This window comes from Neotamlana sedimentorum (assembly GCF_000943565.1).
Classification (GTDB): Bacteria; Bacteroidota; Bacteroidia; order Flavobacteriales; family Flavobacteriaceae; genus Neotamlana; species Neotamlana sedimentorum.
This window is the reverse complement of the sequence record NZ_JTDW01000004.1, coordinates 335,129-348,135: the sequence shown is the minus strand read 5'-3', so window position 1 is coordinate 348,135 and position 13,007 is coordinate 335,129. Positions and strand designations below refer to the sequence as shown.

At 31.6% G+C, this 13,007-nt stretch carries 13 protein-coding genes; 5 read left to right on the top strand and 8 right to left on the bottom strand.

Features of this window, described 5'->3' with window-relative positions; translation table 11 throughout:
* Nucleotides 1-18 precede the first annotated feature (18 nt).
* The gene (locus tag PW52_RS06425; protein ID WP_240475153.1) at nt 19-1,050 is read right to left on the bottom strand and encodes a glycosyltransferase family 2 protein; all 1,032 of its coding nucleotides are present in this window, start codon (nt 1,048-1,050) and stop codon (nt 19-21) included.
* A 76-nt stretch (nt 1,051-1,126) separates the two neighbouring features.
* Here PW52_RS06425 and PW52_RS06420 point away from each other — a divergent pair, with 76 nt between their 5' ends.
* Nucleotides 1,127-3,022, top strand: a complete 1,896-nt coding sequence (locus PW52_RS06420) for a M61 family metallopeptidase (RefSeq protein WP_044632094.1) — start codon at nt 1,127-1,129, stop codon at nt 3,020-3,022.
* A gap of 50 nt (nt 3,023-3,072) precedes the next feature.
* Here PW52_RS06420 and PW52_RS06415 read toward each other — a convergent pair whose 3' ends face one another.
* Both PW52_RS06415 and PW52_RS06410 read right to left on the bottom strand, forming a co-directional pair.
* Nucleotides 3,073-3,846 carry a TIGR02757 family protein gene (locus tag PW52_RS06415; RefSeq protein WP_394331356.1) on the bottom strand — a complete coding sequence of 258 codons (774 nt, stop codon included), beginning with the start codon at nt 3,844-3,846 and terminating at the stop codon, nt 3,073-3,075.
* Between the two features lie 41 nt (nt 3,847-3,887).
* Nucleotides 3,888-4,358: a hypothetical protein gene (locus PW52_RS06410; RefSeq protein ID WP_052823403.1), complete on the bottom strand. Its 471-nt coding sequence runs from the start codon at nt 4,356-4,358 to the stop codon at nt 3,888-3,890.
* A 208-nt stretch (nt 4,359-4,566) separates the two neighbouring features.
* Between PW52_RS06410 and PW52_RS06405 the strand changes: the two genes are divergently transcribed.
* Nucleotides 4,567-5,370: a hypothetical protein gene (locus PW52_RS06405; protein ID WP_044632093.1), complete on the top strand. Its 804-nt coding sequence runs from the start codon at nt 4,567-4,569 to the stop codon at nt 5,368-5,370.
* A 132-nt stretch (nt 5,371-5,502) separates the two neighbouring features.
* On the opposite strand, the gene PW52_RS06400 is transcribed toward PW52_RS06405, so the two are convergent.
* Together PW52_RS06400 and PW52_RS06395 are read right to left on the bottom strand one after the other, a co-directional pair.
* A complete protein-coding gene (locus PW52_RS06400; RefSeq protein ID WP_044632092.1) occupies nt 5,503-6,708 on the bottom strand; it encodes a GAF domain-containing sensor histidine kinase in 1,206 nt (401 codons plus the stop codon).
* A 59-nt stretch (nt 6,709-6,767) separates the two neighbouring features.
* Nucleotides 6,768-7,427 (bottom strand): ABC transporter ATP-binding protein, encoded by a 660-nt coding sequence (locus tag PW52_RS06395; RefSeq protein ID WP_044632091.1) that lies wholly within the window; start codon nt 7,425-7,427, stop codon nt 6,768-6,770.
* A 145-nt stretch (nt 7,428-7,572) separates the two neighbouring features.
* Here PW52_RS06395 and folE point away from each other — a divergent pair, with 145 nt between their 5' ends.
* The 3 genes from folE (at nt 7,573) to PW52_RS06380 (ending at nt 10,071) form a co-directional block, all read left to right on the top strand.
* Nucleotides 7,573-8,160 carry a GTP cyclohydrolase I FolE gene (gene folE, locus PW52_RS06390; RefSeq protein ID WP_044632090.1) on the top strand — a complete coding sequence of 196 codons (588 nt, stop codon included), beginning with the start codon at nt 7,573-7,575 and terminating at the stop codon, nt 8,158-8,160.
* 52 nt (nt 8,161-8,212) lie between these two features.
* Entirely contained in the window at nt 8,213-8,476 is a 264-nt protein-coding gene (locus PW52_RS06385) for a hypothetical protein (protein WP_044632089.1), read from the top strand.
* A gap of 68 nt (nt 8,477-8,544) precedes the next feature.
* Nucleotides 8,545-10,071: a GH3 family domain-containing protein gene (locus PW52_RS06380; protein WP_044632088.1), complete on the top strand. Its 1,527-nt coding sequence runs from the start codon at nt 8,545-8,547 to the stop codon at nt 10,069-10,071.
* On the opposite strand, the gene PW52_RS06375 is transcribed toward PW52_RS06380, so the two are convergent.
* From PW52_RS06375 to PW52_RS06365, 3 genes are all read right to left on the bottom strand, one after another.
* Complete coding sequence (locus PW52_RS06375) at nt 10,068-11,801, bottom strand: FAD/NAD(P)-binding protein (protein ID WP_044632087.1); 1,734 nt, start codon at nt 11,799-11,801, stop codon at nt 10,068-10,070. The genes PW52_RS06380 and PW52_RS06375 overlap by 4 nt on opposite strands.
* A gap of 10 nt (nt 11,802-11,811) precedes the next feature.
* Nucleotides 11,812-12,420, bottom strand: coding sequence for a hypothetical protein (locus PW52_RS06370; RefSeq protein ID WP_165586764.1), 609 nt, complete (start codon nt 12,418-12,420; stop codon nt 11,812-11,814).
* A gap of 78 nt (nt 12,421-12,498) precedes the next feature.
* On the bottom strand, nt 12,499-13,002 hold the full coding sequence (locus tag PW52_RS06365) for an outer membrane protein (RefSeq protein WP_044632086.1): 504 nt from the start codon (nt 13,000-13,002) through the stop codon (nt 12,499-12,501).
* Nucleotides 13,003-13,007 lie beyond the last annotated feature (5 nt).

Below are 13,007 nucleotides of genomic sequence, written 5' to 3'. Positions count from 1 at the left end.
TGCACACGACAAATTTTATTAACAAAAGAAAATATAATCAATAACAGGTTGCTTTTTTATGGTTGCCATGTATTTGTGGATTTCTTTTTGTGCAATTTTATTAGCTACAGTTACTATACTTTGCGAATTTTCAACCGAAGCTAAATTCATAAAAGGTTGTAATGTAACACCATAAATTGCTTTTCCAATTTTGTTTGGGTTATCGCAAATCCAAGTAAACGGAATATCCTTATCGACCAAGGTTTTTGCAATAAGTTTACCTTTATTTCCTGCACCCCAAATCACTAAATTTTTATTTGGATTATAATCGATGTCTAAAAAGTGCATTAATTTTAAATCGATAAAATGGTTTAAGGCATAATGTTCATGGGTTCGCGAAGTTCGGTAGCTATAATCGCGCCAGTAATGCAGTAATTGGTTACTTGGTATGCATTTGTATTTATTTTTATAAAACCTAAATGTTAGGTCGTAATCTTCTGGATATAAATTGGGGTTAAAAGCATCACAAGCAATTAAATCGTCTCGATAAAGCATCCAGCAAGGTGAGGCAATAACACATTCCTTATAAATTTCGTTGTAATTGCTTCCGGTTTTTGTGAGGTTGTTAATCCAAGTTTCATATTGTTGGTAGCCGTCGCTTATGCCAGCATCAGAGAAATATTTTACCAATCCTGTGGCTACGTGTTTTTTTCCGTGCTCTTTCAACTGATTTACTAAAACTTCGAGTTTATTTTCTGTCATAATATCATCGCTATCCATTCTAGTAATAAATTCACCAGTACTGGTTTTAAAAGCGAGTTGCAAGGCATCGATAATGCCATTTCCTGAGTTTTTAAGTAATTTAATTCTTGGTTCATTTTCCGCGAAAGCGTTAACAATATTATAGCTGTTATCGGTAGAATGATCGTCTATAATTATTAATTCCCAGTTGGTATAAGTTTGACTAATAATGGATTGAATACACTCGCCAATAAAGGCATCGGTGTTTTTAAAAGGGGTTAATATACTTACCAAGTTTGTTTGCATGTGGCGAATATACAGAATTCTCATTTTAACATATTGTTAAGAGGAATAACAGTAACATATTGGTACTTTGCACGTCACATAAAAAATAAACTCTAAATAAATGAATTTTAAATTTTTTCCTGCTTTAATTGCAGCAGGTATGGTATTAGCAAGTTGTGGCGGAGCAAAAACACCTGCCGATTTAGCTACTACGTTGCCAATTGAAACCTCAATTAATTTAACCAATGTAAGCGACGATAAAGCGCCTGTAACTATTAATCCAGGACGTTTTGTTACCGAAACTGTAACTTATAGGTTACCCCGTGTTGTACAAGGAACTTACTCGGTGAGTGATTTTGGTAAATATGTAGAAGATTTTAAAGCAATTGATTACAACGGAAACGAATTACCCGTAACAAAAGTTGATACCAATACATGGACGATTAGCAATGCTACACAATTAGACAAAATAACCTATTTAGTTAACGATACTTTCGACCAAGAAAAGGTAGGCGGTATTGGTAAAGAAGTGCCTTTTTCGCCTTCTGGAACGAACATTGAACCTAAAAACTACGTGTTAAATTTGCACGGATTTATTGGGTATTTTGATTCGTTAAAAAACAGTCAATATAAATTAGATGTTACGGCTGCTGCCGATTTTAATCGTACTTCGGCTTTACAAACTATAAGTTCTGAAGCTAGCGAAGACGGTAAATCACTTACCACAAGTTATTTTGCACCACGTTATTTCGATATTACCGATAACCCAATGATGTATGGTAATTTAGAAGTTGAAGAATTTGAAGTAGGCGATATAAAAATTGTTTTAAGTGTGTACTCGCCAAACAAAGTACATTCGGCTAAATCGTTAAAAGAAACGGTTTTTAAAATGATGAAAGCCCAAAAAGCTTATTTGGGAGACATAAATTCTACACCGCGATATGATATTTACTTGTATTTATCTGAAGGGAAAGAGGATTCGGCAAAAGGTTTTGGTGCCTTAGAGCATCATACATCTACTGTGGTAGTTTTACCAGAATCTATGGACGAAGATGCCTTAGCAGAAAGTATGACCGATGTGGTTTCGCATGAATTTTTTCATATTGTAACGCCATTAAGTGTGCATTCTGAAGATGTACATTATTTCGATTACAACAAGCCAACTTTCTCAAAACATTTATGGATGTATGAAGGTATTACCGAATATTTTGCAACCTTATTTCAGGTAGATCAAGATTTGGTGAGTGAAGCAGATTTTTACAATAAAATTTATGAAAAAATTCAGTTATCTAAGGAACGTTATAATGATGCGATGAGTTTTACCATAATGAGTGAAAATGTACTGAAAAACCCTTATAAAGATCAATATGCTAACGTATACCAAAAAGGAGCGTTAATTGGTATGTGTGTTGATATTTTAATGCGAGAAGCAAGCAACGGAAACCGAGGTGTTTTATCATTAATGAAAGAATTATCGAATAAATATGGTAAAAGCAAACCATTTGAAGACGATAAGTTAATTGAGGAAATTACGGCCATGACTTACCCAAGTATTGGAGCATTTTTAAACACTCATGTTGTTGGAGATACACCAATTAATTACATCGAATTTTTTAATAAAGTAGGTTTGGAAATTGCTGAAGGCAAAGTTGAAACTAATTATATTTTAATGAATAACGCACCAATTGTAAGTGGTAACCCAGAAAATGGTACCATTTTCTTTACCGAAGCTGTTGAAAAAAATAGTTTCTGGGCCGATAATGGAGCTAAGCCAAACGATATTATTAAAAGTGTTGGAGGAACAGCGTTAACAATGCTAAACGCTAATGCCATTTTACAACAAATATTTAGCTGGAAACCAGGAAGCGATGTTGAAATTGTTTTAGTTAGAGATGGTGAAGAGATTGTTATAAAAACAAAAGTTACTAAAACTTATACAACAGGTGAAGGCTTAATGGAAAAAGCAGATGCTACCGAAGCTCAAAAAACTTTACGTAAAGCTTGGTTAAAAGGGTAATTTCTTTTAAAAATTCTAATAAAAAAGACTGGTTTTACCAGTCTTTTTTATTAGAATTTTTCAAAAACTCCTAAGCCGAATAAGGCAAAATCGTATTTAACAGGATCGTTTTTATCGAGTATTCTTAAATTCACATCCAATTCGTTAAGTGCTTTAGCATCGTTTTGTTTTCTGCTTAGCAAGCCCAATTTACGAGCAACGTTTCCAGAATGTACATCGAGCGGGCAGGATAGTTCGCTAGGAGAGAGGCTGTCCCAAATACCAAAATCTACACCGGCATTATCTTTTCTAATCATCCAGCGCAAATACATGTTAATTCTTTTAGCTGCCGATTTTTTTAACGGATCACTAATGTGTTTTTGGGTGCGTTGTAAATGTTCAACCTCAAAGAAAACAGTCTTAAATTTTGAAATCGCTATTTGCAGGTTGTTTTGGTTTAATTTGTAAAATAAATGCTCTAATCCGTTATGGTTCAAATAGATATTTTGAAGCGCACTAATAAAAGTTATACAATCGATACCGTTAAACGTACGATGCACAAAAGGTTCCAGTTTTTTTAAATCGGCTTCATTATGGTTTATAACAAAATCGTGCGGCGCATTATCTAACAAAGCCATTAGTTTTTTTGCGTTATTGATGATGCTTTTTCGGTTACCCCAAGCAATTGTTGCTGTTAAAAAACCAGCAATTTCAATATCTTCCTTTTTAGAGAACGTGTGAGGAATTTGTATTGGGTCGCTTTCAATAAATTTAGGGTTGTTGTAGGTTTCAACCTTTTCGTCTAAAAAATCTTTTAAATCTAAAATAGAGATATCGTTATTCAATGTAAATTTTTATTCAAAAATAACAACAGTTTATAAAACAGTTATTCAATACGCATATAATTTTCGGCTAAAATTCTGTCGCCGTTTTCGTCTAGTTCAATTTGGCTAAACTTATTTTTATCTAATTCAAGTTCAAAATAGAAATGATGACCATGATCGCCATCAATAAATTTATTAACCACATTCGAGCCAAAAACTAAATTTTCGTGTAATGTGCTGTCTGTGGTTTTGTAATCGCCATAACCAAAATAATCAGTAGAATCTAGTTTGTTTAAGCGACTCCACATAACCTTTGTAGGTGTGTAAATTTTGATTTGCTTATAAGAATCGCTACTCATAAACGAATCTAAAATTTTATTGTTTCTGTAATTGTAATAGCCAACCATTTCCCAAACGCCAATTAAGGTGTGCTGTTTTTTTGCGGCTTGCGCGTCGATGTGTTGGTTTTTAGAGTCGGTTTTGCATGAAAAAATCAAACAAAAAACTAATGCGGCAGTAATAAATAGTCTCATAATGTGGTGATTTTAGTGAGTTGGTACTACTTGTAATTTACGAAAAAAATGTAAGATTGTAACTATAATGTTTTTATATAAAAATATAATTCTGCCTAAAATTACCGATGAAATACGAGTTAATTCAAAAACAATCAACTATTTACTGTTTTACTACAATATAATTTTCATTTTACGTTATTTTCATATCGTAAAAAAACAATAAGAGATGTATAAAAGTTTATTTTTTATTTTAGGAATAGTATTATTTAGTTGTGATAATGAGCGTATTAGCAATGTGACTGATTCTACTGCTGCGGTTGAAGCTTTAACAGAATATGTAACGGTTAATAAAGTATTTCAAGATGTTGGAAATAATAGCGGAGATAATGTTTTAACTGCCGAAACTTCAGCTTCAGCTAAATCATCAAATACAAAAGATGAGGCGATTGTAACCATTGAGCCTTTCGATTTAAGCACTTTTCCAAAAACAATTACTATTGATTATGGCGAAGGTGTTTTAGGACGAGATGGTATTACCAGAAAAGGAATTATTACGATTATTTCTACAAATTGGTATCGCATTGAAGGTAGTGTTCATACCACAACATTTACTAATTTTTATCATAACGATTATAAAGTTGAAGGTATACATGTTGCAGAAAATTTAGGTGAAAATGATGATGAAAATTTACAGTTTGAAGTGACTATTACTAATGGGAAAATTACAAATCTAGAAAACGAAAGTATACATTATACCGAAAATGTGATAAGAACTTGGATAGCTGGCGAAACAACACCTCTTAATATTTGGGACGACGAATATTTGTTTGAAGGTTCTCAATCTGGAATAAGTTCTAAAGGTGTAAATTACAGCCTAACTACCGATGAAGCTTTGCATTTTACCTTATTACCGCGTAATATAGAATCTGGTATCCTTGATGTTACTTTAGGCGTTTTTAGTGGAATAAAAATTGATTATGCCGAGTCTACAATTACCATTTTAGGAGTTTCTTATCCTTTTGGAGATTAAATTTTAAAACCAATAAGTATAAAAGAGCAGCTTCTTAAATGAAATGTTTTTTCCTTAATAAATCGGGATAATTTCAATAATTTAACAAGATCAAATAAAATAAGGCTAACGAAAATAATGATTTCGTTGGCTTTATTTTTTTATTGAAAAACTAAAAGCACTACCTGCTCCAACAGTAGATTTTACGCTAATAGTTCCACCTAATTTAGTAACTAACTTTTTTACGGTTGAAAGTCCAATACCATGACCTCTTTGCCCAAAACGATCGGTCTCTTCGGCGATTGAAAATAGCTTAAATATTTTCTTTTGCTTTTCTTTAGGTATTCCAATACCATTATCTTTTACAGTAACAAGATTGAAGTCGTCATTTTCGGTGTTTAAAGTAACATCTATAATGGTTTCTGCTTTGTTGTTGTACTTTAAACTATTGGTAATTAAATTAAGCAGAATAAGTTCTAGAGCAGCACGATTGGTAACAATATCAAAATCTTTGTCTGGTAAGTTCATAGTGCAATTCACTTTAATATTTAAAATATCAATCACTTCTTCTAAAAGTTGATTGAAAGAAAAACAACTTACATTTTTTTTGTCGACACTACTGTTTTCGTAATAATTAAGAAGATTGTTTATATAGCTGCTTAACGATAATGACGCGTTTTTAATGTTGTTTAAATAGCCAGTACCTTTCTCGTCGATGTTAGTTTTGTATTTCGATTTTAAAATATCGGTGGTTAAAATCATATTAGCTAAAGGCATTTTCATATCGTGTGCCACCTGCGAAGCAAAGCCTTTAAGCATTTTATTTTTCTTAATTAGTTTACGTTTAGTTTGTTTAAGTTTTGTGTTGCTCTTGTTAAGTTCAATAAGTTTTACAACTTGTTTAGCAAGTATTTTTAGCGACTCAATTTGTTCGTTATTTAGCTTATTTTCTTTATGGTCTATAACGCAAAGCGTACCTAATTTATGGTTGTTGTTATCTTTTAAACATACGCCAGCATAAAATATAATAGGTTCGTTATTTTTTACAAATGGATGGTTTTTAAAATTGGAGTCTTTTTTAGTATTTTCAATAATATAAACGTCGTTTTCGCTAGCTACTGCATAACTGCAAAAGGATAAACTTCTATCCGTACTACATATGTCCATACCTTTTGCCGACTTAAACCATACTTCTTTTTCATCAACTATCGATATTAAGGCATTGGGTAAATTGGTAATAGAACAGGCTAATTCAGTAATATTGTTAAAGTCTACATCGTTTTGGTTTTTTGGTAAATGATAGCTTTTAACAGCTAAAAGTCTCTGTGGTTCGTTTAAAGGAAGTTTCAATAGCTGCATTTACTGTTAAGTTTGTGTTTAACTAAAATAGTAAAAAATTAAACAAAATTGTATTAAAATTAAATTATTTTACCATCAACCATGGTTAGTTTTCTATCTGCCATGTTTGCTAACTCTTCATTATGTGTTACAATCACGAAGGTTTGTCTGAATTCATCACGTAATTTAAAAAACAAATTATGTAGGTTTTCGGCCGATTCGCTATCTAAATTTCCAGAAGGTTCATCAGCAAAAATTAAATAAGGATTGTTTATTAAAGCTCTTGCAACAGCAACGCGTTGTTGTTCTCCGCCAGAAAGTTCATTAGGTTTGTGATTATATCGATGCGATAATCCTAAAAAATCTAAAAGTTCTTTGGCTCTTTTTTCGGCTTCAGGTTTTTTGGTTCCTTTAATAAAAGCTGGTAAACATACATTTTCTAGGGCTGTAAATTCTGGTAGTAATTGATGAAATTGAAAAATAAAACCAATGTTTTCATTTCTAAATTTTGCTAAAGCTTTATCGTTTAAATTATGAACAATTTGTTCATTTATTTTAAGCTGAAAATCAATGTCCTTTGAGGCTTTATCTAAGGTGCTTAAAATTTGAAGTAAGGTTGTTTTACCGGCCCCTGACGCACCAACGATTGAAATAATTTCACCATTTTTTATTTCAAGATTTACACCTTTTAATACGTGTAAATCGCCATAATATTTATGAATGTTTTTTGCCTCGACCATTATAAACTTTAATTATTCGTGAAATTACTATTTTATGTGCTTATCTACAATAATCCCTTTATTTTCTTTTTTTTAATAACGAGGAATTTGTTTAAAGTTTTACAAACAAGTATTTTGTATTTTTATTGTCGAAAAAATTACAATTATGCCATATAATAAGTTTGAAGAATACAATATGAAGGTAACCGACGATGTAAAAGCACGTTACAAGCACATTATTGATGATTTAGGAGAAGACACCAAACGTGAAGGCCTATTAAAAACGCCAGAACGAGCCGCAAAAGCTATGCAGTTTCTAACTCAAGGTTACGAGCAGGATCCTGTAGAAATATTAAAAGGCGCCATGTTTAAAGAGTCTTATAACGAAATGGTGATTGTTAAAGACATCGAGTTATATTCATTATGCGAGCATCATATTTTACCTTTTTTTGGAAAAGCACATATTGCATATATACCAAATGGCCATATTGTTGGGCTTAGTAAATTACCAAGAATTGTCGATGTTTTTGCGCGACGTTTACAAGTACAAGAACGTTTAACCGAGCAAATTCTAGATTGTATTAACGATACTTTACAACCTCAAGGTGTTGCTGTGGTAATTGAGGCAGCCCATATGTGCATGATGATGCGTGGAGTACAAAAACAAAACTCAACAACTACAACATCTGGTTTTCGTGGTCAATTCGAAAAAATTGAAACGCGAAACGAATTTTTAAAACTCATTGGGAAATAATTGTTTAAAACGGTACACTTCTTGTTTATAGTATGTTATTAAATTTTATTAAATGAAAGATAAATACAAAAAACTATTAATAGGCCTAGTTTTAGATGCACTTGGTTATGTATCGTTTATAATTCCTGGAGTTGGCGAATTTTCTGATATTATTTGGGCACCAGTTTCTGGTTGGTTAATGACGAAGCTTTACAAAGGTAAACCAGGAAAAATAGCAGGTTTAATTTCTGTAGTTGAAGAGGCTTTACCAGGTTTTGATGTTATACCAACATTTACGTTAATGTGGATTTATACCTATGTGTTTAACAAAAAATAAGCATACATTTAACATTTATTAAACTCTCGTTGATTGTCGATTTATGTAAATTATAAGAAAAAACATAAATGGCAATATTAGGTAGTATAATTAAAGGTATAATCGATTTACAAGGCGTTTTTTCTTCAGAAGTAAATCATGTTGAAACACAACATAACGAATTAAAAAAATTATTAAATAAAGCGAAAGACACGCAGTTTGGTAAATACTATAATTTTGAAGCAATTTTAAATGCTGATAATATAGAAAAAGCTTTCGCTGATGCTGTTCCTTATTTCGATTATGACCAAATTAACGATGCATGGTGGCATAAATTACATGAAGGCGAAACTGATGTAACTTGGCCTGGAGAGTTATCATATTTTGCCTTAAGTTCTGGTACCACAGGGAAAACAAGTAAGCGTATTCCTGTAACTGACGACATGGTTGATGCCATTAGAAGTTCAGGAATAAAACAAGTATTATCATTAAATAACTTCGATTTTCCTGCAGATTTTTTTGAAAAAGAAATTATGATGCTTGGTAGCTCCACCGATTTAGAAGAGAACAATGAATTTCTTGAAGGTGAAATTAGCGGAATAAGCGCAAGTAACATTCCGTTTTGGTTTAAAGGTTACTACAAACCAGGAGAAAATATTGCCAAAATTGACGATTGGGATGATCGCGTTCAGCGTATAGCAGAACGTGCTAAAGATTGGGATATTGGCGCGTTAAGTGGTATCCCGTCTTGGATTGAGTTAATGCTTCAAAAAGTAATAGATTATCATAACTTAGATAACATTCACGAAATCTGGCCTAATCTAACCGTTTATACTTCTGGTGGCGTTGCTTTTGGGCCTTACGAAAAAAGTTTTCATGCCTTAATGGGAAAACCTGTTACGGTTATAGATACTTACTTAGCTTCCGAAGGTTATATGGCTACACAAGTGCGTCCAGAAACCGATGCGATGCAATTAAATACAGAACAAGGTATTTACTTTGAGTTTGTGCCGTTTAAACCAGAATATATAAATCCAGACGGTTCTTTATCTCAAGATGCGCCAGTGGTTACTTTAAGCGATGTAGAATTAAATCAAGATTATGTTTTAATAATTAGTACTGTTAGTGGTGCATGGCGCTATTTAATTGGTGATACAATTGAATTTACTGATGTTGAGCGTGCAGAAATTAAAATTACTGGTAGAACAAAATTCTTTTTAAACACTGTTGGGTCTCAACTCTCAGTTAATAAAATGGATGATGCAATGAAGGGCTTAGAAGAAAGATTTGATACCCAAATTACAGAATATACTATTTGTGCCAAAAGGGGAGAAGATGACGAATTTTATCATTTTTGGTACATAGGAGCAGATAATCAAAATTTAAATGAAGATGAAGTGGCTGAAGCTTTAGATAATTTACTAAAAGAAGCTAATAAAAACTACAAAGTAGCCAGAAGTAAAGCATTACATGGTGTTAAAGTAAAAATTATAAATCCTGAAATGTTTCATGAGTGGAATGCCGAAAACAAGAAGAAAGGTGGCCAAATAAAAATGGAACGCGTAATGGGTGAAGATAAATTTGAAACTTGGGAAAATTTTATTAATAAAAATTAATTTGAGATTCGTTTTATAACACCAATTGCCCAATCGTTAATTCTGGAGCCAAAACATTCTAAAATTGCATCAACGCCAACAACACTGCCTTTGGCAAGTCTTCCTAAAACAGATATATTAATTGGTTTAGATGTGTTTTTAGATATTACAGTACCATCTTTATTTGTGTGAATTCCTAATTTAGAGTGTATAGGTTGTATTAAATCGTTTCTTAATAAGTTTTTTATAACTAAGGTGGTAACTTCGTTAATTTTTGGGCTACTTAAAACACTATTTATTAAAACATTAACGGTTGTAGAATCTACTTGTTTTGTGAAAATAAGCTCATTTTTTTCTGTTGATATTTTAGGATTATCACAGAATTGAAACGACACAATATTACTTTTATGCAAAGCTAAAAGTTGTTGCATACTTTGTACTGGCGGCCCGTAGGAATATCGCTTTAATGTTTCATCTAATAAAATAACCGAAGCTATTACTTCTTCCGATATTTTGGCATGCGAAAATGTTTTATACAAAATTGGTTGGCAATGTTTCCAAACTTGTCCAACACAATAATCTAAAGACACAGCATGCCGATTACAAGCCATTTCAACAAAATTCGAAATAATTAATTCTGGCTTATTATCTGTGCTTTCAATCAATTCATGGTTATATTTTTGATTATCTAACCAATGAATAATACACGTTTTAATAGTATCTGTATCATTTATTTCAGGAGCATAACGATTTTCTATTTTTAAATATACTTCAGTTGCAATATCAGCAATTATTTGCTTTAAAAAATAATTATCGTTTACAGATAAAGATCCATTTGCGGCAGCTTGTGTTTTGTTTTTAAAATAGTCTGCTTGCTTTTCATTTATTTCAAATAATTTATCAATAGTTTCATTTAGTGGCTTTGGAGCCATTATTAAACCATCAAGTGAATATAAAACTATTTTTTGGGGTACTTTATACGACGTAGAAAAGTTACATTTTAAAGTATGGTTGTCTTCAATTTTAAAACAACCACCTCTTGCTACGGTTAAGGCTCTCATAGCATCTAACATTGCTAACCCCATCCCACGTATGGCTACATTATGGTTTTCATTTATGTCATGAGAATCTATAATATTTTTAATAGGATATGTTTCAGAAAAGCATTTAAAAGTAGAAGAAGGTAATTGGGTTTCATACTCTAAAATATCAGCATCAATTTTAGTTGGTTGATGCCCTACGGTTAATAAAACTTCATCAAAATTAAAATAGTCTGTGTTTTGGGTAGTTACATTAAATTTGTCTTCATTTAAATTTATAGCTGTAACACAAGAATTAATTACAGTAACAATTTTAGCATTTTTTAAGATGCTTATTAAAGTATTTGCACGTTCACTTAAATATTTTCCAATGTAGTTACGAGATGGGAACGTTTCAATGTTTGCAATGTTATTTTCGGTATTTTTATTTTTATTCCATTGGTTATAATTAGGGAAATTAGGAATTGTAATATTATTTATTTCAATTTTTGGTCGTCCATTTAACTCTTTTAAATGTTTATTAGAAATATTTGCTAAGTTTATATCTGGTTGGTGTGTATTCCAAACAAAGCTTGTTCCTAACTCTGTATTAACTTCAAAAATTGATATTTCAAATTTCCTTTTAAAGCCATGTTTACTCAAATTCAATAATAGTTGCTCTAAAGCATGTAATCCTCTTGGGCCAAAACCTACAATTGCAATTTTTATCATGAATAGTTGTTTAGTTAGTTTCTACAATTTCCATAATTTCTTCTGGAGACAAATAATATTTTTTTATCCTGTTTTTATAAGCTGTTGTTATATCTGCATTATTTAAAATAAAGTTTTTGGTTTTAATAATGTATCTGGCCATTCCATGTTTTACAGCATAAGTATCGGCAGCTCGTTCAGCTTCAACGATATGATTGTCTGAAAATAGATATTTAACACCGAAACCAATTAAATTTAAAGTACTTTGGTTTTGGTAATCTTTTATATGCCCGAGTTCATGCCCAATCCAACCTATTAAAATATCAGACGGAATGTTCTTGGTAAAAAATTTCTTATCGGATATTTTAAACGTTTCACTAATTAAAATTACATAAGAACGATGGGCTTTAGTTTTAAAAAAACTACTTAATTTAGGTTGTGCTTGCATTGTAGATTTTTTAATATTTTTTTTAAACTTAAATTCTATATGTGTGTCTTTTAATTCAGGGTAATACTCTAATGCAGTTTCTACTTCTTCTTTTATACTTGCAGGTATAATTTTATCCTTCAACATATGGTTTTTGTTTATCACATACACTAACGTAATTAATGATAATGTAAAGATGGTTAAATATTTCATTTTCATATATATTAAGATAAGAATAAAATAGAAAAGCACCCAATTTTGGGTGCTTTTTAAGTTTTATTTAGCGTTTATTTAAAATTGGTATCTCACGCCAAGTGCTATATCAAAATCTAAATCATTGTTGTCATAAAAATCATCACCAAAACCTATTTCTGGTCTAAAATCTAATGAAAGTAGTAACGGGAAATCAAAGGCATATTCAATACCAATATTTCCAGCAGCAAAAATAAATGTTTCACCATCATCTTCATCAAGGTCGTTAAAATAACGAGCATCATAATCGTAAGCAGCTAAACCACCACCAACACCGGCATACCAATTAAAATCCCCTTCTATAGGCCAAACCCATTGGTATAAACCTGTAAGTTTAAAACCATCGTAATCTCTTGCGCTTCTCCATCCTAAATCTAATTCAAGTCTATTATTATCAGACAAAGCACGTTGGTACGATACTTCTGGGCCTAAACCATCACTTCCTCCAAGGCGTAAACCAATAGCGTTTTCAGCAATGTTTTGTGCATTTATTGTAGTGGCAAAACCTAAAATTGTTAATGATAATAAAAATAATTTTTTCATAAAGT

What these genes read in the sequence shown, in the direction of transcription:
- PW52_RS06425 (WP_240475153.1), bottom strand. Translation starts at nt 1,050, where the DNA reads ATGAGAATTCTGTATATTCGCCACATGCAAACAAACTTGGTAAGTATA.
- PW52_RS06420 (WP_044632094.1), top strand. Translation starts at nt 1,127, where the DNA reads ATGAATTTTAAATTTTTTCCTGCTTTAATTGCAGCAGGTATGGTATTA.
- PW52_RS06410 (WP_052823403.1), bottom strand. Translation starts at nt 4,358, where the DNA reads ATGAGACTATTTATTACTGCCGCATTAGTTTTTTGTTTGATTTTTTCA.
- PW52_RS06405 (WP_044632093.1), top strand. Translation starts at nt 4,567, where the DNA reads ATGTATAAAAGTTTATTTTTTATTTTAGGAATAGTATTATTTAGTTGT.
- PW52_RS06400 (WP_044632092.1), bottom strand. Translation starts at nt 6,708, where the DNA reads ATGCAGCTATTGAAACTTCCTTTAAACGAACCACAGAGACTTTTAGCT.
- PW52_RS06395 (WP_044632091.1), bottom strand. Translation starts at nt 7,427, where the DNA reads ATGGTCGAGGCAAAAAACATTCATAAATATTATGGCGATTTACACGTA.
- folE (WP_044632090.1), top strand. Translation starts at nt 7,573, where the DNA reads ATGCCATATAATAAGTTTGAAGAATACAATATGAAGGTAACCGACGAT.
- PW52_RS06385 (WP_044632089.1), top strand. Translation starts at nt 8,213, where the DNA reads ATGAAAGATAAATACAAAAAACTATTAATAGGCCTAGTTTTAGATGCA.
- PW52_RS06380 (WP_044632088.1), top strand. Translation starts at nt 8,545, where the DNA reads ATGGCAATATTAGGTAGTATAATTAAAGGTATAATCGATTTACAAGGC.
- PW52_RS06375 (WP_044632087.1), bottom strand. Translation starts at nt 11,801, where the DNA reads ATGATAAAAATTGCAATTGTAGGTTTTGGCCCAAGAGGATTACATGCT.
- PW52_RS06370 (WP_165586764.1), bottom strand. Translation starts at nt 12,420, where the DNA reads ATGAAATATTTAACCATCTTTACATTATCATTAATTACGTTAGTGTAT.
- PW52_RS06365 (WP_044632086.1), bottom strand. Translation starts at nt 13,002, where the DNA reads ATGAAAAAATTATTTTTATTATCATTAACAATTTTAGGTTTTGCCACT.